The sequence below is a fragment of the Streptomyces goshikiensis genome (assembly GCF_014650555.1).
In the GTDB taxonomy this organism is placed as follows: domain Bacteria; phylum Actinomycetota; class Actinomycetes; order Streptomycetales; family Streptomycetaceae; genus Streptomyces; species Streptomyces goshikiensis.
Window position 1 is genome coordinate 151569 of sequence record NZ_BMVE01000015.1, and the last position, 21714, is coordinate 173282.

General features: G+C 69.5%; 17 protein-coding genes and 1 pseudogene. 6 read left to right on the top strand and 12 right to left on the bottom strand.

Going from position 1 to position 21714, the window contains the following annotated elements; translation table 11 throughout:
• Window positions 1–76: 76 nt before the first annotated feature.
• From IE248_RS38720 to IE248_RS31900, 5 genes and pseudogenes are all read right to left on the bottom strand, one after another.
• Window positions 77–345: pseudogene (locus IE248_RS38720) on the bottom strand (transposase); the annotation flags it as partial.
• Between the two features lies 1 nt (window position 346).
• Window positions 347–1480, bottom strand: coding sequence for a substrate-binding domain-containing protein (locus IE248_RS31885; RefSeq protein ID WP_190032486.1), 1134 nt, complete (start codon window positions 1478–1480; stop codon window positions 347–349).
• A gap of 446 nt (window positions 1481–1926) precedes the next feature.
• The gene (locus IE248_RS31890; RefSeq protein ID WP_190032522.1) at window positions 1927–4668 is read right to left on the bottom strand and encodes a SpoIIE family protein phosphatase; all 2742 of its coding nucleotides are present in this window, start codon (window positions 4666–4668) and stop codon (window positions 1927–1929) included.
• Between the two features lie 365 nt (window positions 4669–5033).
• Entirely contained in the window at window positions 5034–5996 is a 963-nt protein-coding gene (locus IE248_RS31895) for a cyclase family protein (RefSeq protein ID WP_190032487.1), read from the bottom strand.
• A gap of 689 nt (window positions 5997–6685) precedes the next feature.
• Complete coding sequence (locus tag IE248_RS31900; protein ID WP_073795752.1) at window positions 6686–7108, bottom strand: DUF1398 family protein; 423 nt, start codon at window positions 7106–7108, stop codon at window positions 6686–6688.
• 111 nt (window positions 7109–7219) lie between these two features.
• Between IE248_RS31900 and IE248_RS31905 the strand changes: the two genes are divergently transcribed.
• Window positions 7220–7690, top strand: a complete 471-nt coding sequence (locus IE248_RS31905) for a MarR family winged helix-turn-helix transcriptional regulator (protein ID WP_190032488.1) — start codon at window positions 7220–7222, stop codon at window positions 7688–7690.
• 168 nt (window positions 7691–7858) lie between these two features.
• On the top strand, window positions 7859–9430 hold the full coding sequence (locus IE248_RS31910; protein WP_190032489.1) for an FAD-dependent monooxygenase: 1572 nt from the start codon (window positions 7859–7861) through the stop codon (window positions 9428–9430).
• Between the two features lie 79 nt (window positions 9431–9509).
• Here the strand turns inward: IE248_RS31910 and IE248_RS31915 are convergent, their stop codons facing one another.
• Window positions 9510–11546 carry a M4 family metallopeptidase gene (locus tag IE248_RS31915; RefSeq protein ID WP_008734766.1) on the bottom strand — a complete coding sequence of 679 codons (2037 nt, stop codon included), beginning with the start codon at window positions 11544–11546 and terminating at the stop codon, window positions 9510–9512.
• 396 nt (window positions 11547–11942) lie between these two features.
• Here IE248_RS31915 and IE248_RS31920 point away from each other — a divergent pair, with 396 nt between their 5' ends.
• Window positions 11943–13337 (top strand): S53 family peptidase, encoded by a 1395-nt coding sequence (locus IE248_RS31920; RefSeq protein WP_190032490.1) that lies wholly within the window; start codon window positions 11943–11945, stop codon window positions 13335–13337.
• 483 nt (window positions 13338–13820) lie between these two features.
• Window positions 13821–14459 (top strand): hypothetical protein, encoded by a 639-nt coding sequence (locus IE248_RS31925; protein ID WP_190032491.1) that lies wholly within the window; start codon window positions 13821–13823, stop codon window positions 14457–14459.
• 176 nt (window positions 14460–14635) lie between these two features.
• Here IE248_RS31925 and IE248_RS31930 read toward each other — a convergent pair whose 3' ends face one another.
• Entirely contained in the window at window positions 14636–15109 is a 474-nt protein-coding gene (locus IE248_RS31930; protein ID WP_190032492.1) for a DUF2000 domain-containing protein, read from the bottom strand.
• Between IE248_RS31930 and IE248_RS31935 the strand changes: the two genes are divergently transcribed.
• A complete protein-coding gene (locus IE248_RS31935) occupies window positions 15108–15986 on the top strand; it encodes a helix-turn-helix transcriptional regulator (RefSeq protein WP_373301678.1) in 879 nt (292 codons plus the stop codon). The genes IE248_RS31930 and IE248_RS31935 overlap by 2 nt on opposite strands.
• Window positions 15987–16184: 198 nt before the next feature.
• Here the strand turns inward: IE248_RS31935 and IE248_RS31940 are convergent, their stop codons facing one another.
• Window positions 16185–16778, bottom strand: a complete 594-nt coding sequence (locus tag IE248_RS31940; protein ID WP_190032494.1) for a DinB family protein — start codon at window positions 16776–16778, stop codon at window positions 16185–16187.
• Between the two features lie 228 nt (window positions 16779–17006).
• On the bottom strand, window positions 17007–17330 hold the full coding sequence (gene trxA, locus IE248_RS31945; RefSeq protein WP_190032523.1) for a thioredoxin: 324 nt from the start codon (window positions 17328–17330) through the stop codon (window positions 17007–17009).
• A 632-nt stretch (window positions 17331–17962) separates the two neighbouring features.
• Here trxA and IE248_RS31950 point away from each other — a divergent pair.
• Window positions 17963–19150 (top strand): glycoside hydrolase family 64 protein, encoded by a 1188-nt coding sequence (locus tag IE248_RS31950; protein WP_190032495.1) that lies wholly within the window; start codon window positions 17963–17965, stop codon window positions 19148–19150.
• A 74-nt stretch (window positions 19151–19224) separates the two neighbouring features.
• On the opposite strand, the gene IE248_RS31955 is transcribed toward IE248_RS31950, so the two are convergent.
• The 3 genes from IE248_RS31955 to IE248_RS31965 form a co-directional block, all read right to left on the bottom strand.
• Window positions 19225–19650 carry a DUF6003 family protein gene (locus IE248_RS31955; protein ID WP_008734749.1) on the bottom strand — a complete coding sequence of 142 codons (426 nt, stop codon included), beginning with the start codon at window positions 19648–19650 and terminating at the stop codon, window positions 19225–19227.
• A gap of 331 nt (window positions 19651–19981) precedes the next feature.
• Complete coding sequence (locus IE248_RS31960) at window positions 19982–20917, bottom strand: NADP-dependent oxidoreductase (RefSeq protein WP_100581492.1); 936 nt, start codon at window positions 20915–20917, stop codon at window positions 19982–19984.
• 129 nt (window positions 20918–21046) lie between these two features.
• Window positions 21047–21697, bottom strand: a complete 651-nt coding sequence (locus IE248_RS31965) for a DsbA family oxidoreductase (RefSeq protein ID WP_190032496.1) — start codon at window positions 21695–21697, stop codon at window positions 21047–21049.
• Between the last annotated feature and the right edge of the window lie 17 nt (window positions 21698–21714).

The following is a 21714-nucleotide window of genomic DNA, read 5'->3' on the forward strand; positions in this document are numbered from 1 at the left end:
CCGCCCGGGCCCATCGCGCCCCGAGGGTCCGGCGGGCGGATCCCACCCGCTGCCTGCCGGCCGGCAGCAGTGCGTGGCCGGCTTGGGACCGAAGGCGCCGCGTGACCGCGAACGGCTCGACGCCCGGTGATCGCGTGACCGCGCCGTCGTCGGTCAGGACGGTCTTGGGTGACGTCCCGCTGCGGGAGTTCCCCGACCTGTGACCTGCGGAACCTCCACCTCGTAGCCGAGGTGTTCACTCATCTCGGCTTCCAGGGCCCGCTCCAGAACAGCTCCTGAGGCGTCGGCGCTGCTGAGCAGCCGCTCGACGGGCCCTGTGCCGCTGGGGGATGGGAGCGGGACGATGTCACCTGCCCCAGATCTTTCGGTATGCCTCCCGGTAGCCCGCTGGATCCCAGGATGTGGCGTTCTTGCTGTTCAGGGCGGTGGACAGGTGGACGGGCGCGACGTATCCGCTGGCGGGTTTGTCGGCAAAGGCGCGATTGAATTCGTCGATGATCTGCCAGCCCTGTTGGGAGAGCGGCTCTGGCACGGTGGCTGCTTGATAGTGCTGATGATTGATGCGCTGGAAGGCAGAGGGGTCGCCGTCGCCCGCGCCGACGTTGAAGGGCGGACCGTCGCCTTGCCTTCCCCCGGCTTGCAGAGCGGGGGCGGCGTCCGCGAAGTAAAGGTCGTTGATGGCGGCGGAGTGGGTCCAGTTGTTCCGGAAGCGGGCCAGGAGGGAGGAGACCGTCTGGGGGACGCGGATGGCCGAGTCCGTGATGGGGATGTTCTCGTAGGCCAGGAGACTCACGCCGGAGCAGGTGGAGAGTTCCCTCCGGATTAGTTCGGATTTGTTCCTGGCGAAGGGCGCCGAGGCGTCGGTGAAGATGACGGCTCCGGCCTTGCCTCCGGAGTGCGCGATGATCCAGTCAGCGCTGATTGTCGCGACATCCTCGACCCTGGTCGTGATGTTGGTGAAGAGTCTGGGATGCTCGCTTGGCCCTGGAGAACGAACTGAGTGCCATCCGATGAGCGAAATGTGCTGAGCATGGGCCTGCGCAATCTGCCGTGAGGTTACTGCGGGGTCGAAGCCGCTGATGACGATGCCCGCGGGCTTGAGGTTGATCGCCTGGCTGAATGCGGCCTGGATCCCGGCCGGCGTGCCCTGACCGTCGATGACCTTGACGTCCCAGCCGATGACCTTCGCAGCTTCTCTCACGCCCCGTGCGACGCCCGCTACCCCGGGGTTGATCATGGCCTGGGCGACGAAGACGATGGTTCTGCGTGAGGCGGCTTTAGGACCGGTTGTAGGGCCGTTCCAGGAACTGGGAGTGTTCATGGCCTGTTCGACGTTGCCCTTGGCCCTTGTGAGGGTGGCTGGGCAGCCGGCGTTCGACGGTCCTGTGGCGTTGGAGCCTTGATCGCAGCCGGTCGTGACGGTGGCGAGAGCGAGGAGGGCTGCGGCCGCCGTGAGGGGTCTTTTACAGAGGGTGTGCATGGGCGATGTCCTTGATGAGGGCGCGAGATCAGTCCCGGGGGCTCAAGGCGGCTACTCTCGACACCACCGCAAATTACAGTTGCGGCAGATCGTCCGTCATGCGAGGACCGCGTGTATGCCGTACAGGTTGATGCACATTCACTGGCGGTGCTGCCCGTTCGGTCACTATCGCACGGCGGGGCGATGGGCTCCTGCCCGGCCATGGCTGGCCACAGCTCGTTGTGATCGACACAGTGCGACGCGCCGGAGCGACGGGGAACGGAGGTGAGGCGCGGGCCGAGCCTTTCCACGTACCGATCAGTTACCAATTGCATTCCTCTGTCACGGGTTGTTCAGAGCGCTCTTGTCAGTGTCACCTTCGCCTACCTCAGCGTGCGGTTCGGCGCGGCAGATGGGCCACGCGGTGTAGACAGTGCCCTGCGGCCTGTGGCGTGTTCGCCGACGGGTTACTCGAAGGTGAACTCGGCCCAGATGACTTTTCCCTCAGTGGTGTAGCGGGTGCCCCAGGCTTGTGCGAGTTGCGCGACGAGGAAGAGACCGCGGCCGCCCTCGTCGGTGGAGGCCGCCTGCCGCAGGCGTGGCGCGGTGCTGCTGCCGTCGTAGACCTCGCAAATCAGGGACTTGTCGAAGATGAGGCGTACTCGGATGGGTTCCCGGCCGTAGCGGATGGCGTTGGTGACCAGCTCGCTCAGCAGTAGTTCGGCTGCGAACGCGGTTCCCTCCAGGTTCCAGTCGGCTAGCTGGCGCATGGCGGCGGCACGGACGTCGGAGACGCGGGATGGGTCTGCCGGCACGTCCCAGCTGGCGACCCGGTCGGCTGGTAGGGCTCGTGTCCGGGCGACCAGCAGGGCTATGTCGTCGCCCGGGTGCTGGGGTGCCACGGTGTCCATGACGGCTGCGCAGGTGTCCTCCGGCGCGCGACCGGGGTGGGCCAGCGTGCTTCGCAGCAGTTCGAGGGCCTCGTCGATGTCGCGATGACGGTCCTCAAGGAGCCCGTCGGTGTAGAGGACCAGGCTGCTGTTCTTCGGGAGATGGATCTCCGCTGTTTCGAAGGGGAGACCGCCCAGGCCGAGCGGCTGACCTGCGGGGAGGTCCGGGAAGGTCACGTTGCCGTCCGGGCCCACCACTGCCGGTGGGGGGTGGCCGGCGCGTGCCATGGTGCACAACTGTGTGGTGGGGTCGTATATGGCGTACAGGCAGGTCGCCCCGATGAGGGGCTCGCGGTCGCAGTCCGCCCCGTCAAGGCGTCCCACGAGGTTGTCGAGGTGAGTGAGGACTTCGTCGGGGGGAAGATCGAGCTCGGCGAAGTTGCGGGCGGCGGTGCGCAGCTGCCCCATGGTGGCGGCGGCGTGCAGCCCGTGCCCGACGACGTCGCCGACGAGCAGGGCGACACGGGTGCCGGTGAGCGGGATGACGTCGAACCAGTCGCCCCCCACGCTGGATTCAGCGGGCAGATAGCGGTGGGCAAGCTCGACACAGCTGTGCTCGGGCAAGGAGTGAGGAAGCAGACTGCGCTGAAGCGCCAGGACTGTGGCGTGTTCGCGGGTGTAGCGGCAGGCGTTGTCGATACAAAGCGCCGCACGCGCGGTGAGTTCCTGAGCCATGGAGAGGTCGTCGTCGCCGAAGGGAGAGGCCTCGGAGCGGTAGAAGGTGGCAACGCCCAGGACCACGCCGCGGGCGAGCAGCGGGGTACTGATGAGGGAGTGCACATTCTGGGCGAGCAGCGTGTTGGTGTGCTCGAAGTCCTGAGCGCGCCAACCGGCGGCGGTCTTCAGATCGGGCTCCAGAACCGCCTGCATGCTGTCCAGACATCGCAGATGGGGTGTGCTCGGCTGAAGGTCCACCCGCTCGCCGACCGGGTAGAAGGAACAGTCCTCACGGATGCCGTGGACCACCGCGCGGTACAGGTTGGCACGTGGAGTGAGCGACTCTTCCCCGCGCAGTACGGCCTCGGAGAGGTCAATGGTGACGAAGTCCGCCAGACGGGGAACCGCCACCTCGGCCAGCTCCCACGCGGTGCGGTTCACATCCAGTGTGGTGCCGATGCGGCTGCTGGCCTCGGCCAGCAGCTCCAGACGGCGTCGCGCCGCGACGGCCAGCCGCCCCACAGTCGGCTCGCCTCCCAGCAGGCGGTCAGCCTGGCCGGGCAGTAGCCCCGGTACAGGATGAGACCCAGGCCGCGCGAAGGAAAGCAGTGCAGGCGTGTGCGCAGGCAGGGAAGCGATGGATGCACGGAAGCGGGGCGGGAGGATGTGACGCCGCCATGGCGAATCGAGCGGCAGGACGACCTCGACGACAGAACCTGCCACGCCCGTGGAGCTCGTCAGCGGACGGCTCAGGAGGGTCGCTCGTCGGCCGTGGGACAGGAGCACCACAGCGGCGGCCCGCTGGGCCGAAGAGATCAGTTCGGCAGCCTTCGCCTGCAGGATCACCTGGTCACGCCAGCCCAGCCCGCTCTGGGCCAGATCATCCCCACCGATCAGGTACCGGCCCCCGAACGGCCCGTCGAGACCCACCCTGCGCCGGGCATCGAAGTAGGCTTGCAGAAGAGACCGCTCGCGTTCGGTGCTGCGCTCCAGCAGCCGATGCTCGATGGCTCGAGCGGCATTGCGCATCACCGTCCCCATCGCCAGGTCCGCCTCAAGACGTGGACAGCCAAAAGCCAGAACGCCCTCGATATGGCCGCTGAGCGGATCGCGGATTGGCATACCCCAGCAAGCGTTCGCCTGGGAGCGCTCGGAGAAGTGCTCAGCACCGTAGACCTGGCAGAACCGCCTTTCCGCGAGCGCAAGGGCGATGCCGTTGGTCCCGGCAAACTGCTCGGAGAAGACGAAACCGGGCCTGCTGTGGGACGCAGGCAGATGATGCATGAGCGACGAGTCACCAAAACGGCGCAACAACACCGCGCCGCGTCGGTCGGCGAGTCCCACATTCATGTGACTCCCCGAGAACACCGCTTCCAACTCGTCGAGCACCGGCTCAGCAGCACCGACGAGAGGGATCGTCAAGTCCAGGTCTTCCCAGAACGGGGGGTCGGAGCTGTCCGGCGAAACCCCCATCAGGTGACAGCGCTCCCACGAGTTCAAAATCGGGCCACGCACGCCGTCATCGACACGCTCACCCACGAGGAACCGTTCACGGGCACCCGTGGGGCCGCAATTGTCCCCGTCCACCCCCCGCTCGACCATTTCTTTCACGGAACGTGCCACGACACTACCTCGATGATCCTTTGGAAGCACCTCTCCCCATACTAGGACCACTGCCCATGGACGGGAATGATGTGAGCCGTCTCGAAGAGCAACTCCAGAAGATCCGTCGATCGGGAATGCTTGTAAGCCGCAATTACGCAGACTGTCACGGAAGGTGAAAGCCAGCATCGAGTCCGTGCTGGATCTCGGCTCGGTGCGGCTTGCGCCCCCGCCTTGCGAATAGCTATGGCACCCTTCGTTAGACCATGCTCAATGCCCGCCGCTCATCTGATGCGAGAGCGCCTGGCGCGCATCGAAGTAAAAAGGGTGCGCAGTCTCGCTCCGGGTGACTTCGGTGGCCACTGTCAGAGGATGGCGACAGGCGTGACGGGTGAGCCAGTACCGCCGGGAATGTTGAGCGGTGCCACGACCAAAAGGAACTCGTAGCGGCCTTCCTCGGCGCAGGCGGCGGAGAGCGCTTCGAGGTCGAGGTTGTCCAGCAGGGGGACCCCCATGGCGTTGACGGCCAGTGCATGGACAGGAGAGTGCAGACCTTCGACCGGCGAGGGCCGCACATCGCTGTCGCCGTCGCCGCCGAGCAGGGCGATGCCGCGTTCGGCCAGCAACGGCACGGCGCTCACATGGAAGCCCGCGCTCGCAGTGTCCGGATTCCACGCGCCGAGTTCGCGGCGTCGACGGACATGTCCGGTACGCAGCAATACCGCATCGCCCTCGTCGATCGTCACTCCGAGTGTCTCCTCGGCACAGATGACGTCCCCGGCGTGCACAGCCTGCCCGGGTTCTAGCCAGTCGATCCCCAGACTGGTGGGAAGGTCAAGGAGCACGCCTTTGGTGACGAGGGCACCGAGAGCCGAGACCGCCCCGAACCAGGCGCCCCTGCTGTCCACGACCTCACTCGCACTGCGACCGCCGTACAGCTTCCCCCGGTACGCGATGTGGGACAGAGCATCCAGATGGCTGACCGCCTTGCCGTGGAAGTCAGCGGCGATGAAGTCCGTGTAGGCGGAAGGTTCGCCGGCCTCTCCATCTCCCAGGCCGGACATGTAATGCAGTGCGGGCTTGCCATTGTCCGCGGCGGGCACGGTATTCCAGGGCAGCGCCATCGGAACGACAGTTCCAACCCGGACCAGGGCCTTGGCCCGCAATACATGATCCGGAGTCACCCTGGCCCAGGCGCCACGGTCAGCCGGGGTCCAGCGCCCCCACGCGCGGACCCTGTCAAAGAGCACCTCGAACTCCTGGCGGGAGAGAGCAGGCCCATTCATGGGGCTATTCGGCGGCGCCACATGGGCGGGATTCTGAGTCATCTGCTTTCAGCCCTCCAAGATCGGCAAAAGCTTCTGGCTGCCTCAGCACCCTCACCAGCAATGGTGCCGGAAGGCTCCCCCTAGATCGAGCGTGAGCCCATCCATTCGATCTGGCCGCAGTCGCGGACGCCGCTGATCTGCGTTGATCTGCATGCGTGAGCGGCTGTAGCGGCGGATGGACACGGTGTCGATTGCGACGTCGTTGGAGTGGTGGAGCGAGAACCCTTGGAGGAATGCGTCACCGACGAGGGTTCATGATCGCGGCGAGCGGGCCGCAGGCGTACCGCTTGCACGCGCATACCTCTGTTCGCCTACCGGGCGGCGGCGATCAAGCACGCCGACTTCGGGGTGCCCGGCCAGGGACTCGCCGTCACCCCCTTCACCGAATCCGGTGGCACGGCCGCGGCGTACGTCACCGACCCGGGTGAGGGCATCGGCCAGAGCACTCGCCATTGGGTCGAGGGGTACGTCCCCGCCCAGATCGGCCCGGGAAAGGTGCACGGCCTACGTCACCCTCGGATTCGCCACCCTCGACGACCTCGCGTCCCTTGAGGCCGAGCCGTTCGGCGCCTTCCACATCCGCCCGGCCGCCGTCGCCGTCTACCCACTCGGCCACAGCGGAGCCGCTCGCGGACTCCTCAGGTCCTGGCCCGTCCCGCACTGACCACACCGGCCCGGCGGCCCGGTGCTCAGGGCAGGGTGACGGCAGGGTAGTCCTCGGTGTAGGAGTCGCCGGCGGTGCCGTAGTAGGTGCAGGTACGCGCTGTGGTGTCGACGTCGTACCAGGCGATGCCGGCGTCCCAGCAGCCGCGGACGAACTCGGGGAACGTCGTCCGCCCGGCCTGGTCCGCGCGCAGGGCCTCGACCAGGGCCGCCCGGTCGAACGGCGGAGCCGTTGCGAAGCCGGTGACCAGCGGTTCGCCCTGCACGACGACGTCGCCGTGCTCGGTCAGGTAGAGGAACGCGTTGGCCGGGACGGCCATCCGGCAACGGGTCACGCCGGCCTGGCGCAGGCTCTCGGCCAGGTAGGGGAAGCCGCCGACCTGGGGGCGGACGGCGGCGCCGCGCTCCAAGGCGGCCCGCAGCTGACCGATCGCGTCGATGGTGGTCATGGTGTCTCCCTGATGCCCCGGTGGGGCTTCTCGATGGGGTTCGCTTCGATATGACATGATGGTGACATAGCGACAACATGTTGTCGAATGCATGCGAGGGAGGAGTCACACATGGCGGAGGAACTGGCCCTTCTTGTGGCCGACGTTTTCGAGGCCGCGGGCGCGCTGCGCCGCGCGGGGGAGGCGCTGGCGGGGGCGGAAGGCCAGACACAGGCCCGCTGGCAGCTGATGAGCGTGGTGAGCGAGGAATCCCTCCCGGTGGCGCGGGCCGCGCGTCGGCTCGGAGTCGCACGCCAGGGCGTGCAGCGCATCGCCAACGAACTCGTCCGCGACGGCCTGGCGGAATTCCGGGACAATCCCGACCACCGGACCTCCTCCCTGCTCGCCCTGACCCCCAGCGGCCGACGGGCTCTGGAGGCGATCACTACCCGCGCCGAGGCGGCGCACCGGGTGATGGGGGAGGGGATTGCGCAGGCCGATCTCGCGACCCTGCGGGCGCTGCTGCGGCGGTTGACGGAACAGACGGATCAGTGGGCCGAAGCCGAAGCCGAAGCCGGGACCGGCGCCGAGGCGGGGGAGTGAAGCGCGGCACCCGTTCCCGCGCCGCGACCGACCGCCAGCCGGAGTAGATCTGTCGGCGCCTCGTCGGTGGCTCATCGGTGCTGTCGGTGAGATGTCGGTGGGAGTTGACACCGTTCGAGAGGTCCTGCCGGTACCCATCCGGCGTGGACTTCCAGGAGGGGATCTCTCGTGCATGACGTAATGATCGTGGGAGCCGGTCCGGTCGGTCTGGCCCTCGCCTGCGAGCTCGGCCTCGCGGGCTGTTCCGTGCTGGTGCTCGAACAGGAGCCGGGGCCCGGCTCCCCGTTACGGGCTGCCCCGCTCGGGAGGCGGGGGCTGTCCGCCGCCTCGGTCGAGGCGTTCTACCGGCGCGGAATGCTGGAACCGCTGCTGTCGGCGTCCGGCGCCCAAGACGTGTTCGGCGCTGTCCCCGAAGCGGGCGCGCCGTCACGTCCCCGGCTCGCCGGCCACTTCGCCGGCATGATGCTCGACGGGTCCCGGGTCGATGTAGCCGCCATGCCGTTCCGGCTTCCCAGCCCGGCGCTCGAATCCGTGATGACGGACCTCGAAGCGGTCGAGACGGTGCTGTCCGAGCAGGCGTCCAAGCTCGGCGTGGACGTCAGGCGCGGCGTCCAGGTCTCGGCCGTCTCCCAGAACGGGGAGAGCGTCGTCGCCCGGGCCGGCGCGGACGCGTACGAGGCGCGCTGGCTCGTCGGCTGCGACGGCGGCCGCAGTACGGTGCGAAGGCTCGCGGGCTTCGAATTCACAGGCACTGAGCCGCAGTTCACCGGCTACACCATGCGAGTCACCCTCGCGGATCCCGAGAAGCTGAGCCTCGGGTTCAACCTGACGCCGACGGGCATGTACATCAGGATGCCCGCCGACGGGCACGTCGCCATGATGGACTTCGACGGCGGCGCGTTCGATCGCTCGCGGCCGCCGACCCGCGACCACCTCCAGGCGGTGCTGCGCCGCGTGTCCGGCACCGACGTGACCATCCGCGAGGTCCACATCGTCTCCAGTTTCACCGATCGGGCGATGCAGACGACGGCCTACCGGCGCGGGCGCGTCCTGCTCGCGGGCGACGCCGCCCACATCCACTCCCCCCTGGGGGGCCAGGGGCTGAACACCGGCCTCGGCGACGCGGTGAACCTGGGGTGGAAGCTCGCGGCGACCGTGCGCGGGCACGCGCCGGACGGGCTCCTCGACACCTATGCCGGCGAGCGCCATCCGATCGGTGCGGCGGTGCTGGACTGGTCGCGCGCCCAGGTGGCGACCATGCGGCCGGACCCGTACGCCCAGGCGATCCAGGCAGTGGTCCGCGATCTCATCGGGACCCGTGACGGAGCGACCTACGTGGTCGGGAAGCTGTCGGGATCGTGGATCCGGTACGACCTCGGCAGCGAGCATCCACTGGTGGGCCGCAGCGCCCCCGACTTCTGTCTGGAGGACGGCGCCCGCCTCGGTGAACTCATGGAGGACGGACGGGGGGTGCTGCTCGATTTCAGCATCGACCGACGCCTGCACGCTTCGGCGGCGGGCTGGGAGGGCCGGATACGCTACGCGGCCGGCGCGGCGAGGGATGACCTCGGGTCGGGTGCCGTGCTGGTGCGGCCCGACGGGGTGGTCGCCTGGGCGGGGGACCAGCACCCTGACCGGGAGGAGTTCGCGCGGGCCGCGAGCCGTTGGTTCGGCGCTCCGGCCGCATCCGGATCCACGGACTCTGCCCGGCCCGAACCCGTGTGCTTGCCGCATCCCTGACGGTGAGCGGGCGGTGCCCGGAGCCTTCGAGGCTCCGGGCACCGCGCTTCAGGTCATGGCCGATCGGCCGGTCGGCCGGTCAGAACGTGAGCTTGAAGTCGGTGATCGTGCCGACGTCGCCGGCTCCCTTGTCCTGGACCTTCAGCTTCCAGGTGCCGTTGGCCGCGGCGGCCGCGGCGTTCACCGTGTACGTCTTGTCCAGGTTCGCCTTGGAGTCGGACGAGGAGTTCTGCAGGCGGAACGAGGTCCCGTTGGGGGCCACGAGGTCGATCTGGAGGTCGCCGATGTAGGTGTGGGTGATCTTCACACCGACCTTGAGGGCGCTCGGCGCGTTACCGGTGACACCGCTGACGGTGACCGACGAAGTGACCGCGGGGCCCGGGGAGTCCGGGATGGCCACCCGGGACGTGCTCTCGAAGACCTTCCCCGGGGTGGTGGTGCCGGTCGAGCGGGTGCCCACGTTCACGGCGGCCCAGGCGTCGGTGACGGTCTTGACCTCGGCGCTGCCGGCCCCGTACAGCTCGGTCGCCGCGGCGATCGTGCCGGCACGCGCACCCGCGTAGTCCGTGCTGGAGTTGAACTTGGTCGTGAGCGCCTTGTACCAGATGAGCTGCGCCTTGTCCCGGCCGATACCGGTGACGGGCAGGCCGTCGGAGGTCGGCGAGTCGTAGCTGACCCCGTTCACCGTCTTGGCGCCCGAGCCCTCGGAGGCCAGGTAGAACCAGTGGTTGGCCGGGCCCGAGGAGTAGTGGACGTCGAGGTTGCCGATCCCGGCGTACCACGCGTCCTTGGAGCCGCCGTCCTTGCTCGGCTTGTCCATGTAGCGCAGCGGGGTGCCGTCGCCGTTGATGTCGATCTGCTCGCCGATGAGGTAGTTGCCGCGCGCGCTGGGGTTGTTCGCGTAGAACTCGACGGACGTGCCCATGATGTCCGAGGTCGCCTCGTTCAGGCCGCCCGACTCGTCGCTGTACTCAAGCCCGGCGGTGGCGGCGGTGACGCCGTGGGTCATCTCGTGACCGGCGACGTCCAGCGAGGTCAGCGGGTCGTTGTTGCCCGTTCCGTCGCCGTAGGTCATGCAGAAGCAGCCGTCGTCCCAGAACGCGTTGACGTACGCGTTGCCGTAGTGGACCCGGGAGTAGGCGGCGACGCCGTCGCCGCGGATCCCGGAGCGGCCGAGGACGTTCTTGTAGAAGTCCCAGGTGACCCCGGCGCCGTAGGCGGCGTCGGCGCCCGCGGTGGCGGCGTTGGAGTTGGCGCCGTTGCCCCAGGTGTCGTTGGACTGGCTGAAGAGCGAACCCGTGCCGGACGTACCGCGGTTCAGGTTGTACGTCTTGTGCCCGCCGCGGCCCGCGTCGTTTAGCGTGAAGTTCGAACCGGACGTCGACGTGCCGAGGGTGACCTGGCCGCTGTAGTGGGTGTTGCCGACACCGGTCTCGATGCCCTGCCACTGGTGGAGCTTGGCGCCCGTCTTGGCGTCGGTGATCACGTGGAGCTGGTTGGGGGTGCCGTCGTCCTGGAGACCGCCGATGACGGTCTCGTAGGCCAGGGTCGGCACGCCCTTCGCCATCCACACGATCTTGCGGGGCGCGGCCTCGGCCTTGTCGGCCTTGGAGCCGATCGCCTTCGCGGCGTCGAGGGCCTTCGCGGAGGCGGCCGCCGGAGCGTCGGCCGGGGCGGAGACGGAGACGCCCTGCAGCTCGGCGGCGGATGCCTTGGCGACGCTCTGCGTCCGGTCGGCGGCCGTGCGGTTGACGACCAGGTCGCCGCCGAGGACGGGGAGTCCCTCGTACGTACGCTCGTACCGGGTGTGGGTGGTACCGTCCTGGTCCTTGACCACGTCGTGGACGAGGAGCTTCTCCTGGGGGCTGAGGCCGAGCTCCTGGGCCGTGGCGGCCGTGGTGCCCTGCGCCTTGGCTATGAGCTCGGCGCGCTGGGAGGGGGAGAGCTGGGCGGGCAGCGCGCCCGGGTTGGGGACGGACCGGCCCTGGGAGGCGGTCGTGTTCGACTCCTCGGGCTGCGCGCTGGCGCTGCCGGCCTGGACTCCTACGGTGAGCAGGGCGGCTGCGGTCAGCAGGGCGCTCGTGGCGGTGGCGTTCCGCCGGTGCGTGGACTTCACGCGGACTCCATCTGGGTGTGGGGGATGGAACCGGCAGCCGTGATGGGGGCGGCCGGGTGGAGCGTGTGGTGCGGGTGGTGCCAGTGGGGATGGGGGAGAGGTTGCCAGCGATCTCCATGATCGCCATGGACACGCCAACAATTGGCCAAAAGGTGTCCGGTTTTCACCGCATGGCGTCCGGTCAGCGGACGTCCGGGGTGGAGCCGATCGGTTCACATGCACCCAACACAGCTGATTTAGGATGTAACTTGCTCCGGACGCGATGCTTCCGGGCGTCTTGCGCATTCAGGTAAAGCGTTCGGCATCAAGCGTCAAACAGCCTTGTCCTGCACATGCCTTGGCGGGTGAGATCACGGAAGCCGCTTCGAGCGGCGCCACCCCCCAAGGGAGTCCGCAATGCATTCAGTTCGTCGTACGTGGCCGCGCGCCGCGGCCACTTCGGCCGCCGCCGCAGGCCTCGCGCTCACCGCGGTGGCGGCCGCGCCGGTGACCGCGACCGTGAGCGCCTCCGCGCACACCTCCGCGCTCCCGCGCACCGCGGCCCGTCCGGCCATCGCCGGGCACCAGCTGATCCGCGCCGTGGGAAGCCCGCTCTCCACCGAGGAATGCCGGACCAAGTGGAAGATCGCGTGCTACACCCCGCTGCAGTACCGCCAGGCGTACGACCTCAACCCGCTGTACAAGGCGGGCATCACCGGCAAGGGCCGCACGATCGTCATCGTGGACTCCTTCGGCTCGCCGACCGTCCAGCACGACCTGGACGTCTACAGCAGGCAGTTCGGGATACCCAGCACCAAGGTGCAGGTGGTCAAGTGGGGGAACGTCCCGAAGTGGGACCCGAAGAACGACGACATGCTGGGCTGGGCCGGCGAGACCACCCTTGACGTGGAGATGGCACACGCGGTGGCACCGGACGCGAAGATCGTCCTCGTGGAGACCGGGGTCGCGGAGACCGAAGGCACCACCGGGCTGCCGGAGATGATGGACGCAGAGAAGGCCCTGATCGACCGGGGCATCGGCGATGTGATCACGCAGAGCTTCGGCGCGACCGAGAACACCTTCCCCGGCTTCGACAAGGGCGACTTCTCCAGCATCCGGAAACTGCGCTACGCCTTCGAGGCCGCCGCCCGCAACCACGTCACCGTGCTCGCCTCGTCCGGCGACGGCGGCGCCACCGACAACACGGCCGACGGCACGGGCTACTACCACGAGCGCGTCAACTCCTGGCCCTCCTCCGATCCGCTGGTGACCTCCGTCGGCGGCACCCAGCTCCACCTGGACGAAGCGGGCAGGCGGACCGCCCCCGAGAGCGTCTACAACGACAACGGCGCGGGCGGCGGGGGCCAGTCCCACGTCTTCGCCCGCCCGGCCTTCCAGGACGGCGTCAAGAACGTCGTCGGCGGGCGGCGAGGCACCCCGGACATCTCGATGGCCGCGGCGGTCGACGGCGGCGCGTGGCTGTACTCCAGCTACGACCCGGCGGCCACGGGCTGGGAGGTCTCGGGCGGCACCAGCGAGTCCAGCCCGCTGTTCTCCGGCATCGTGGCGCTGGCCGACCAGGCCGCGGGCAAGCGCCTGGGCGACATCCACGAGGCGCTGTACCGCCTGTACGGGCGTTCCGCGTACGACCGCTCCACCGGCATCGTCGACGTCAAGGACGGCACGAACAACAGCTACCAGGGGGTCACCGGCTACACCGCGGTGAACGGCTACGACATGGCCACCGGCGTCGGCACCCTCGACGCGACCCGCTTCGTGACCGCCCTCGCCCGCGAAGGCCGCCGCGGCTGACTCGCCCACCGGGTGAAGGCCAACGCGCCCGCCGCTGACAGCCTCGGCCCGGCCGACACCGTCACCACCACCTCCGAGGGCCGGCGCGGCCGCGGCCACGAGAACGGTCCGCGGACCGGCGGGGCGACCTGACCGGCAGCGCGTATGTACGAGTGCCGTCCGGCCCGGCGGCCTGATCACCGCCGGGCCGGACGGCACGGTACGCGCCGGCGCGTCGTCGACACCCCGCGCACCCCCGGCGGGCTCCCGGCGGCCCTCCCACCACGCTTCGGCCCAGGGGGCGAAGAGGCGTCCCCGGCCCATGGGTTCCTCGGGGCCGCTGCTGCCCTGGGCGCTGTCGGCGCCTGAACCTGTGCTCCGCTTCTCCTGCGGGGGTGGGGTGGTGGGGCATGGACCGGTCGTGGGTGGGGTAGGTCCTCTCCCTGCTGTTGGTCTTGGTGTCGTGGTTGTACCGGGGCGCCGCTGAGGGGATGAGGAATTCCGGTGGCAAACAGTGCGCTCGCATCAACCTCGCAAGCACGGGTCCGGCCCGCGGTGTCCCAGGTCAAGCAGGTGGTGCAAGAGCGCACACGGCGCAGGGCGGACAAGGCTGCGTGCATCGCGATCGCCGAGGCGGCACAGACGCTGTTGGTGGCCCTGGTCAGCCGCGCGGCGGAGGAAGCGCGGCGCGGTGGCGCGGCGCGGATCCTGCCGTGGCACATCGGCCGGGCCGTCCAGTCCGCCGAGTTCCGTTCTTCCCCCTTCTTCACGAAGACCACGGCCAGGGCGGCGGACGGAAGTTCGGGCGGTACGGCCAAGGAGGCACGGCGTGCGGCCCGGGCCGCACGCCTGGACGGCCATGTGAAGGTCAACCCGTTCAGGTCGCTGGTGAAGCGCACCGCCCGCGCCCACGGCAACGTGGCGCTCACCGCGCCCTTGGTCGTTGCCCTGTCGGCTTTCGTCCTTGAGGCCGTCAACCAGGTCGCCGACACGGCGGGCGAGGCGGCTGCGAAGAGCGACGCCACCACCATCACCGCCGACCACGTCCGCACGGCCGTCACCGACCTCCTGGCCGGTGATCTCCAGGCCCGGGCGCTCGCCGCGATCGACGCCGCACTGGTCGCGGAAGCACCCGGCGAGTAGCACCGGCACACGGGCAGCGCGGACCATGCTCCCCCTGGGCCGGAATCTCTTGCAGCGGTCGGCGGCCCCGGGTAGACCCGCGACCCGTACGGTGGGACGGCCCGTGCACGTGGTCGAGTACGGTTCGTCGCGCACCAGGAGTGATGCGACTCCGACGTCGTGGAGCGGTGCGCGGCTCACCTGTGCATGCGGGCGCCCTTGAGGACCTTGTCCACGGAGTTGCGAGGTCCGTGAACGGCGATCCCAACCAGGTCGAGCTGGTCCTTGCCCACCGCCGCCACCGCTGCCCGGTTCGCCCGGTCGTGGCCGGTGTCGAACAGGTCCGACGTGAACACCGCGGTCGGCAGTCCGCGGCGCGACGCCCGCTCGTGCGCCGCCGTCACCGCTTCTTTCCCGCCCTCGAACACCAGGACGGGCTGGCGGAACATCGGCAGGTAGGGCGTGCCGTCCGCGTCCTCGTACGGCTCGCCGACCAGCTCGGGGAGGACCGTTCCGAGCCCGCTGACGAGGAACGCGGTGACATTCAGCCGCTGCCACGTCTCCAGGTCGTCGCGCAGCAGCACCGCGATCTTGGTGTCGAAGCGCACGGGCACGTCCGCGCCACCCGCTTCGACCTGCTCGTCGTTCTCGTTCTTCGTCTCGTCGCTCATGGACCGAGACTGCCGGGCACGCCCACGCGCGGTCTTGTACGTTCTTTGCGTGCACCTCCAGCAAGAAGTCTCGGCCTGGCGCCCGCGGGTCGCGGGGGTCGTCGAGGTCTTCCACGCCCGCTTCACCGCTCACGCGTACCCCATGCACGTCCACGACGAGTGGACCCTGCTGATCGTCGACGACGGCGCGGTCCGCTACGACCTGGACCGCCACCGGCGCGGCACGCCGGACGGCACCGTGAGCCTGCTCCCGCCCCAGGTCCCGCACAACGGCTCCGCCGCCACCTCGCACGGGTTCCGCAAGCGCGTCGTCTACCTCGACACGACCCTGCTGGACGAGCGCTTCATCGGCGCCGCCGTAGACGGTCCGGACCTCGCCGACCCGGTCCTACGGCGGCGCGTCGGGCAGCTCCACAGGGCCCTGACCTCTCCCGGTGACGAATTCGAGGCGGAGAGCCGGCTCGCACTGATCGGCGAACGGCTGCACGCGCTGCTCCAGCCGCGCCTCGAACTCCCCGGCGACCACACCGCGTCGCACCGTGTCAGCGTCCCCCACGGCACCGCGGGAAGCCTGCGGGAACTCCTCGACGAGCGGGTGGCCGCAGGCCTCTCCCTGTCGGAAGCGGCCGGTCTGCTCCAAGCCCACCCGGCCCATCTGGTGCGCACGTTCAGCGCCGCCTTCGGCATCGCCCCGCACCAGTACCTCATCTCGCGCCGGGTCGCCCTGGCCCGCCGGCTGCTCCTCGATGGCCGCCCGGCCGCCGAGGTTGCGGTCGAGGCGGGATTCCACGACCAGCCCCATTTCACACGGCACTTCAAGCGAGTTGTCGGCACCACCCCCGCGCGCTACGCCCGTTCCGGGAGACCCTGCTGCTGAGGAGGCAACCGCCGGCCTCGCGCTCGCCGTCTGCGGGGCGGGCATGGGCGCCACGATGGTGCTCGCGCCCTCCCTCGGCTGACACGCGGCGGCGGCGGCCCGCTCATGGGGATGTGTCCGGAACCGACGGCCCTTGCGCGGGGGAGCGGGGACGCCGGCATCAACGAGCCACCAGGGTGAATGCCTCCCCGAACCTCATCAGCTCTGCCCGGCCTGAGCCTTCTTCGCGGACGCCTCCAGCCGGCTCCAGTACTCCCCATACCAAGCCTCGTCACCGCCCTCCATGTTGCTGTTGTCCTCCCGCATGCCGACCGCGCCGTCGATCAGCTCGCGGACGATGTCGGCGTGGCCGGCGTGCCGGTGCGTCTCGGCCGTCATGTGCAGCATGATCCGCTGAAGCGTCACCTCCCCGATGTCGCCCCACCACGGGACGTGGCCCATCGCGTCGAGCGGCAGCGCCTCGATCGTCGCGTCCGTGTGCGCCCAGGCGCGGCGATAGAGGTTGAGAATGTCCTCGCGCGACTCGTCGGTGGGTGCCCACATGTCCGCGTTGGGTTCGGCGCCCTCCTCCTCCCAGGGCAGCGATTCGCCGTGCGGACGGCCGAAGGTCGGTCCGAAGTACCCGAGCTCGACGCCGGCGAGGTGCTTGACGAGGCCGAGCAGGTTGGTTCCGGTCCGCGTCAGGGGGCGGCGGATGTCGTACTCGGACAATCCGTCCAGCTTCCAGACGACGGCTGCGCGCGCTGCTTTGAGGTAACGGTGCAGGTCGTCTTTGGGGTCATTGGGCTTCATGAGCCGAGTCTCGCATCACCAGCCGACAGCCGTCGCGCGGATTTGACCCCCGTCGCCCTTCGGAGCGTGCGGCGTTCGGTGACCTGCCCCATCCGCACGGAGGGCCTGCACCTTCCCGAAGGCGACCGGCCGGCTACGCGTACTCCAGCCGGAGCCTGACCGTACCGTCGCCGCAGTGCTCCCCGGCGACTTCGGCCGGGGCCACCACGGGGGACACGGTCGCCCCGGCTACCACGCCTGCGTCATGAACTTGACCAGTTCCTTCTCCAGCGCGGTCGTCGATTTCACGCCGGTGATCGTCTTCGCGACCTTGCCGTTCTGGAAGACCACCATCGTCGGAAGGGACCGGATGCCGTACTTGGCGGCGGTCGCAGGGTTCTCGTCGACGTTGAGCTTCGCGCCGAGCAGCTCAGGATGCTGCTGCGCAATGCCTTCGAGACGGGGCGCCACCTGCCGGCACGGTCCACACCAGTCCGCGGTGAAGAGCACCACTACCGGCTTCTTGCTCTTCAGAACGGCCCGTTGGAAGTTCGCGTCGGTCACGGAACTCAGGCCGACCGCGTGATGAGCCGTGGCCGGGACGCGGGCGGAGACCGTTGCCGCGCCCGCCGGCGTCGTGGGCAGTGCCGTCGCTGCCACTACGGCGACCACGGCCAGGGCTTTGGCAACGCGTCGGCCCATGATGATCGCCCTTCCGCCTGGACGCTCTTTTCCCGTCGCCTTTCGAGCATACTTCCGACGGTTCACGTCCTCGACCCGACCGGGCATGCGCCAGAGCCCCGGCGAGCCGTCGACCGCGGCCTCGGCGCGCAGAAGCCGGGGACGCCGCGCGCGACGCCAAGGGGAGCCCCCGACGGACGTATGCCAGGGCGTCCACGTTCCGCGAGCCGGGCGACGGAAGGCCGCAGGGGTTCGCGGACGGTGGTGCGCCGCTCGTGCCGATCCAGCCTCCGTGCGCTGCAGTTGCGCGCCTCGTGCCCGAACGCCTCCGCGAGCGTTCCGAGTCCTTCCCCCTGCCCTTGGCCGCGTCAGATTCATTGACAGGAACTGAACGCGGCGCAACGCTGAGAGCGCTCTCATTCGCCCATGCATGCATGCAACCCGGGGCGTCCGCCCCTTCTTCGCCCCCGGGCGTGGGAACGCCGCCGCACCCCCACCGCCCGGCCCCCACAAGGAGGAAGAGTGTGTCTCGATTATCGAATGCGCTTGCGTTCGGACTCTCGGCGTCGGCTGTCGCCGCCTGCCTGATCGCCCTCGGTCCGACACCATCCGCCGAGGCCGTACCGGCGACCATCCCGCTCACGATCAAGAACAGCTCGGGACGCGCCGAGCCGGTCTACGTCTACAACTTGGGCACCCTGCTCGCCACGGGCCAGCAGGGCTGGGCCGACGCCAACGGCGGCTTCCACCCCTGGCCGGTGGGAGGCAATCCTCCCGTTCCCGCCCCCGACGCGTCGATCGCGGGTCCGGCCACCGGGCAGACCAAGACGATCCGGATGCCCAAGTTCTCCGGACGCGTCTACTTCTCCATCGGTCAGAAGATCACCTTCAAGCTCACCCCGGGCGGCTTGGTGCAGCCCGCCGTGCAGAACCCCTCCGACCCCAACCGGAACATCCTGTTCAACTGGTCCGAGTACACGCTCAACGACGCCGGTCTGTGGATCAACAGCACCCAGGTCGACATGTTCTCGGCTCCCTATGCGGTGGGTGTGAAGGCGGCGGACGGCACGGTCAGGAACACCGGTCGGCTGCGGCCCGGCGGTTACGGCGCCGTCTTCAGCCGGCTGCGCTCGGCCGGCTGGGGCGGGTTGATCCAGAACCGCTCCGACGGCACGCCGCTGCGAGCGCTCTCGCCCGGTCACGGCATCGAAGCGGGCGGAATCCCGTCCGGCGTCATGAACGACTACATCCAACGGGTCTGGAGCAAGTACAGCTCCTCCACGCTCACCGTGACACCGTTCGCGAACCAGCCCAACACCAAGTACTACGGCCGGGTCTCGGGCAGCGTCATGAACTTCACCAACGGCTCGGGAGCGGTGGTCACCAGCTTCCAGAAGCCGGATTCCGACAGCGTCTTCGGCTGCTACAAGCTCCTGGACGCACCCAACGACGCGGTCCGGGGCCCGATTTCCCGCACCCTGTGCGCCGGCTTCAACAGATCGACCCTCCTGACCAACCCGAACCAGCCCGATGCGAACGGCGCCAACTTCTACCGTGACTCCGTCACGAATCACTACTCGCGGATCATCCACGAACAGATGGCCGACGGTAAGGCGTACGGCTTCGCCTTCGACGACGTCGGTGCCCACGAGTCGTTGGTGCACGACGGCAACCCGCAAGAGGCGTACATGACGCTGGAACCGTTCAACTAGGTCTTGCCCGCGTCACCCGTCCGGCGCGGCGCGGGGCGTCTGCGTACCACCGGCGAACGGAGCAGCCGTCGCGCTCAGTCCTGGGAGGCCGACGACAACGTGGTGGGGTCGACCCCGGAGAGCGCGACGATCCGGTGTGCCGGTACACCGGCGGCGAGTGCTCGACGCAGCAGGTCGTCACGGTTGTCCTCGCTGTCGCGGAACGCGAGCAGATCCTCCTCGACGCTCGCTACGCTGTCCGTGGCCGTGGCGCGGCGGATCCTTTCCAGTTCCTCCTCGCTCAGAGGGACCGGGAGCCGCTCGGCCTCCTTGGGAATCATTCCGGTCTGCTCCGGAGGAGCCACGCGGACGGCCGGGGACGCGGGGTTCACGCCGTGGGCCGTGAACCAGGCCTGTACGGCGGGGGTGTCCAGGCACTCCAGCTCTCCGACGAGGGCCAGCGGGGTCCCCTGCCAGCCGGCCTCGGTCATCACGAGGAACAAGTACGCGTCATCCGTCATCGTGGGTCACTCTCCTGGTACGCCGTGGTTGATCGCCGGACTCTTACCCCCTCTTTTCGGGCCCAAGCCGATCAATGACCGGGTCAGACGGTGCGGGTGGGAGACGTGGGAGAGCCGCTGACCACCGGCACGGCCGCCCACAGGGCCTGGAGCCCGCCCTCGCACCCGCCCTCCGGCGGGAAAATATGTGCGGGGTGGCCTTCGGCAGTGGGCCGGGAAGGTGCAGCGGTGCGCCGATGCGGCCGTGCGGGTCCGGCCGTCGCAGGGGCCGGCACGACACGGAGGCCGCCGACCGTGGGGTGGTCGGCGGCCTCGGCGGGCGGGGGCGCGGTCAGCGGCGGACGCTGATGACGGTCTTGCCGCGGGCGCCGCCGCGCTCCACCTTCTGCAGGGCCTCGGAGGCCTCGTCGAGCGGGAAGACCGTCTCGACGATGGGCCGGAGCTGCCCCGACTCCACCAGGCCGGCGAGGTGGGCCAGCTGCTCTCCCTGCGGGCGCATGAAGAAGCTGCGGGCCTCGACGTTCCACCGGGCCTTCTTGGCCTCGGCGTCCGGGATAGCGACGATCGAGACCAGCGTGCCACCGCTCTTGAGTACGCCGAACGAGCGCTCCTGGGTCTCGCCGCCGATGGTGTCCAGGACGACGTCGACGTCGGAGACGACCTCTTCGAACTTCTCCGTCCGGTAGTCGATCACTCGATCGGCACCGAGCTCGCGCACCAGTTCCACACTGCCCGAGCCGGCGGTGGCCACGACCTCGGCGCCGAGCTGCTTGGCGATCTGGACGGCGGCGGAGCCCACCCCGCCGGCCCCGCCGTGGATGAGCACGCGGGTGCCGGACCGTACGTCGGCCTGCTCGGTCAGGGCCTGCAGAGCGGTGAGCGCGACCAGGGGCAGCGAGGCAGCTTCCTCGAAGGTCAGGCGGGACGGCTTCGCGGCGACGAGCGACTCGTCCACGGCGACGTACTCGGCGAAGGCGCCGCCCACGCGGGGGTCGACGCGGGAGAAGACCTCGTCGCCCACGGCGAACCGGCTGGCCTCGGCGCCGACCTGGGTCACCACACCGGCGAGTTCGTTGCCGATGACCAGGGGCCGGGACGGTTCGCCCGTGCTCAGGAAGCCCTTGACGATCAGGTGGTCCACCGGGTTGACCCCGGCCGCGCGGACCTCGATGAGCACGTCGCGGGGGCCGACGGCGGGAACGGGCACGTCGGTGACCCGCACGACGTCGCGGACCTGGCCGTACTGGTTGATGACTGCTGCCTTCATGGTTGAACTCCTTGATCAAGTCTGTGCCGGCCCGCCGAGCGGCCGGGCCGAGTGCGAGGGGTGGGGGAGGGGAAGGGGGGTGTGCGACGCACGCGTGCCGGCGCGCTGCCGCGCCCGGGTGCGGTGGGATCAGGCGGTGCCGGCTGCGCCGGCGGGGCTGCGGTCGGCCGCGGCCCGCTCCAGGGCTTCGAGGAGGACCTCGGGGCTCTGGGCTCCCTGGAGACGCAGCGCGCCGTCGATGATGAAGGTGGGGACCGCGGTGACGCCGAGCGCGGCGGCTTCGGCGAGTTCGGCGCGGACTTCGTCAGCCCCGTCGGACGAGGCGAGGAAGGCCAGCGTCGCGGCGCGGTCGAGGCCGGCCGCCTCGGCGAGCCCCGCGAGCGCCTCGCGGTCGCCGAGGTCTCCGCCGTCGGTGAAGTAGTGCGCCAGCAGGCGCTCCTTCACCTCGGCCTGGCGTCCGTGCCGCCGGGCGAACCAGAGCAGCCGGTGCGCCTGGAAGGTGTTGGTGGCCAGGGCGTCGTCCATCCGGAACGTGATGCCCTCAGCGGCCGCGGCCCTGGTCAGCGGGCCGAAGATGGTCGCGGCGGGGCGACCGAACTTGCGCTCGTGGACGTGTGCGGAGGGCTCCGCCGTCTCGGAGGCCGCGGGGTTGAGCTGGAACGGCCGGTAGACGACGTCGACGTCGGCCGCGTCCGGGAAGGCGGCCAGGGCCTCCTCGAAGCGGCGCTTGCCGATGTAGCACCAAGGACACACCAGGTCCGAATAGATCTCGACCTTCACGACGCTCGCTCCTGACG

What these genes read in the sequence shown, in the direction of transcription:
- IE248_RS31905 (WP_190032488.1), top strand. Translation starts at nt 7,220, where the DNA reads ATGGCGGAGGAACTGGCCCTTCTTGTGGCCGACGTTTTCGAGGCCGCG.
- IE248_RS31895 (WP_190032487.1), bottom strand. Translation starts at nt 5,996, where the DNA reads ATGACTCAGAATCCCGCCCATGTGGCGCCGCCGAATAGCCCCATGAAT.
- IE248_RS31900 (WP_073795752.1), bottom strand. Translation starts at nt 7,108, where the DNA reads ATGACCACCATCGACGCGATCGGTCAGCTGCGGGCCGCCTTGGAGCGC.
- IE248_RS31955 (WP_008734749.1), bottom strand. Translation starts at nt 19,650, where the DNA reads ATGACGGATGACGCGTACTTGTTCCTCGTGATGACCGAGGCCGGCTGG.
- IE248_RS31960 (WP_100581492.1), bottom strand. Translation starts at nt 20,917, where the DNA reads ATGAAGGCAGCAGTCATCAACCAGTACGGCCAGGTCCGCGACGTCGTG.
- IE248_RS31920 (WP_190032490.1), top strand. Translation starts at nt 11,943, where the DNA reads ATGCATTCAGTTCGTCGTACGTGGCCGCGCGCCGCGGCCACTTCGGCC.
- IE248_RS31940 (WP_190032494.1), bottom strand. Translation starts at nt 16,778, where the DNA reads ATGAAGCCCAATGACCCCAAAGACGACCTGCACCGTTACCTCAAAGCA.
- IE248_RS31890 (WP_190032522.1), bottom strand. Translation starts at nt 4,668, where the DNA reads ATGGTCGAGCGGGGGGTGGACGGGGACAATTGCGGCCCCACGGGTGCC.
- IE248_RS31935 (WP_373301678.1), top strand. Translation starts at nt 15,108, where the DNA reads ATGGACCGAGACTGCCGGGCACGCCCACGCGCGGTCTTGTACGTTCTT.
- IE248_RS31930 (WP_190032492.1), bottom strand. Translation starts at nt 15,109, where the DNA reads ATGAGCGACGAGACGAAGAACGAGAACGACGAGCAGGTCGAAGCGGGT.
- IE248_RS31885 (WP_190032486.1), bottom strand. Translation starts at nt 1,480, where the DNA reads ATGCACACCCTCTGTAAAAGACCCCTCACGGCGGCCGCAGCCCTCCTC.